The 2,625-nt window shown below is 75.5% G+C and carries 2 protein-coding genes; both read right to left on the bottom strand.

Annotated features, from left to right (window positions below):
• Nucleotides 1-53: 53 nt before the first annotated feature.
• Nucleotides 54-1,535 carry an O-antigen ligase family protein gene (locus JFN87_RS32820; protein WP_209346120.1) on the bottom strand — a complete coding sequence of 494 codons (1,482 nt, stop codon included), beginning with the start codon at nt 1,533-1,535 and terminating at the stop codon, nt 54-56.
• Nucleotides 1,535-2,625 (bottom strand): exopolysaccharide biosynthesis polyprenyl glycosylphosphotransferase (locus JFN87_RS32815; RefSeq protein ID WP_209346117.1); only part of this gene is annotated, 1,091 nt, incomplete at its 5' end. The genes JFN87_RS32820 and JFN87_RS32815, both read right to left, overlap by 1 nt.

The raw sequence follows: 2,625 nt of genomic DNA, 5'->3' as shown, positions 1-2,625 counted from the left end.
CCCCCCCCCCCCCCCCCCCCCCCCCCCCCCCCCCCCCCCCCCCCCCCCCCTTTTTATAGACAGAAGAGGGAATACGAGAAACATGGGTGACAGGAGTTCAGAGGAGTGCTCTTCGAATCAGCAGGGGCGCGGCGGCGTCCCACCGTGCCGAGTGACCACGCCGCCGCGAGGCCGAACATCAGCGCGGTGAGGACCGTCGACGGGCCGCCGATGTCCGCGTACGCGAAGTCGATGAGCTGCCACACCAGCAGTGCGCACACCATGGCCGCGATGCCCGCGTCCCGGCGCTCGCGCAGGGCGCGGGGCAGCCGGCGCAGGGCGCACACCAGGATCGCCAGCCAGCTGCCCACCAGCGCGAGCACCCCGATGACGCCCTGCTCGCTCAGGATCAGCAGGTACATGTTGTGCGGCGACAGCAGCGGCTGGCGCTGGAAGCCCGCGCCCGCGCCGTCGGTGTCGCTGCCGGACGACAGCGCGAGCGAGGCGTGCGCGTCCCGGTACGCGGGAAAGCCCTTGAGCCCGACGCCGGCCACCGGGTCCTCGCGCCACATGTCGACCGCGGCCGCCCACATGGTGTACCGGTCGGTCACGGACTGGTCGGGGTCGCCCGCGACCCGCGTGATCGAGTCGAGCCGTTGCCCGACGAGCTGGGAGCCGACGCCGAACCCGCCGATCAGCACCACCCCGAGCGCGCCCGCGGCCAGCGCCACGACGACCGCGCGCCGCACCCCGGTCGCCACGAGCATCGCCGCGACCGCCGCCGCCGTCGCGATCCAGGCGCCGCGGCTGAACGACAGCACCAGCGGCACCACGAGCAGCCCGGCGCACGCCGCCGCGCAGGCCCTGACGCGCGGGGCCGCGCGCCGGTCGAGCGCGTAACCCGCCGCGACGATCAGGCCGTACGAGACGACCGTGGCCATGCCCATCACGTCCGTCGAGCCGAACGTGCCGACCGCCCTGATGTCCTTGCCCTCGTACGACGCCCCGGTGGCGGTGAGGTTCTGGACGACGCCGACGCCGCCCTCGACGAGCGCGAGGGCGACGAGCCCGCCGGCCACGACGGCGAAGTCACGCCTGTCGCGCACCAGCAGGACGAGCGCGGCGGGCACGAGCACGAAGATCTGGAGGTAGCGCGGCACCCCGGCGAGGCTGAACGACGGGTCGTACGAGGCGATCGCGGCGATCGACACGCCCACCACGGGGGCGCCGAGCACCAGGGCGGCCGTCCGGCTCAGCGGCCGCTCGCGCAGGCGCAGCAGCCGCCCGGCGCAGAACAGCACGAGGATTCCCGAGGCGGCGTCGGCGACCGTGCCCGTGCCCTCGGACGCACTGCCGCCCGGCGGCGCGGGCACCGCGAGCAGGGCGAGGACGGCCAGGACGGGCAGCAGGTGCGCGTAGCGCCAACAGGCCAGCCGCGCCAGGGCGTTGACGGGTTCCCGCTCCGTCACCGCGGCAGAGACGGAGGGAGCGGCGGCGGGCGTCACCACCGCGGGCGTCACCACGACGGGCGCGGACACGGGCGCGGGCGCGGTCATCAGCTGCCCGCCGGCCGCACGAGCGACACCGCCGTGCGCAGCAGGATGCACACGTCCTGCCAGAGCGACCAGTGGTCGATGTAGTGGTTGTCGAAGCGCGAGCGGTCCTCGATGGACGTGTCGCCGCGCAGCCCGTGCACCTGCGCGAGCCCGGTGATGCCCACGGGCATCCGGTGGCGCGCCGCGTACCCGGGCAGGGTCTTGCTGAAGTTCGCGACGAAGTGCGGGCGTTCCGGCCGCGGCCCGACGAGGCTCATGTCGCCGCGCAGCACGTTCCACAGCTGCGGCAGCTCGTCGAGCGAGGTGCGGCGCAGCAGCCTGCCGACGGTGCTCATGCGGTGGTCGCCCGCGATGTTCCAGCGGGTGGCGGACTCGTGCTCGTCGGTGGGGCGCAGGGTGCGGAACTTCAGCAGGGTGAACAGGTGGCCGTCCTGCCCGACGCGCTCCTGCCTGAACAGCACGCCGGGGCCGTCGCACAGCCGCACGGCGAGCGCGCAGCCGAGCAGGACCGGCGAGACGGCGAGCAGCGCGGGCGCCGCGACGGCCATGTCGAGGCAGCGTTTCGCGCGTCTGCCGCGCCGGCGCGGCTCCGGCGCGTCGAGGCGCCGGCAGGCGAAGCCCCACAGGTGCTCGGGCATGCTCGGGCGCGGGGCCGCCGCCTCCCGGGCGTCGCCGACGAACAGCAGGCCGCACCCGTACGCGCGCAGCAGCGCGACGAGCTCGCCCATGCCGGCCCCGTCCCCCGCGCCGAAGGCGTCAGCGCCGACGAACACCGCCTCGGACACGCCGTTCACGACGACGGCGCGCTGGACGTCCTCGACGGACGCGAGCACCGGTGGCACTCCGCGCGTGTCCTGCTCGTCCGTGCCGGCGGCGGACGCGGCGGACGCGGCGCCGGAAGGCGCGTCGGCGGAGGGGTCCACGAGGCCCACGGGCCGCAGCCCGTACTCCGGGTGGCGCGCCAGCAGCGCGGCCACCGCGCGCGCCTGCGCGCCGCCGAGATCGGGAGAGCACACGCCTGAGGTCCAGCCAGCGGTGTATCGGGAGAGCCGGCGTCTGCTCGGGGAGGGGGGGGGGGGGGGGGGGGGGG

Origin of the sequence: Streptomyces montanisoli (assembly GCF_017813245.1) — a bacterium.
Classification (GTDB): domain Bacteria; phylum Actinomycetota; class Actinomycetes; order Streptomycetales; family Streptomycetaceae; genus Streptomyces; species Streptomyces montanisoli.
The sequence above is the reverse complement of the archived record's forward strand: the minus strand, read 5'-3'. Positions and strand labels throughout refer to the sequence as shown.

Coding starts and splice junctions, on each gene's coding strand:
- JFN87_RS32820 (WP_209346120.1), bottom strand. CDS start 1,535: ATGACCGCGCCCGCGCCCGTGTCCGCGCCCGTCGTGGTGACGCCCGCG.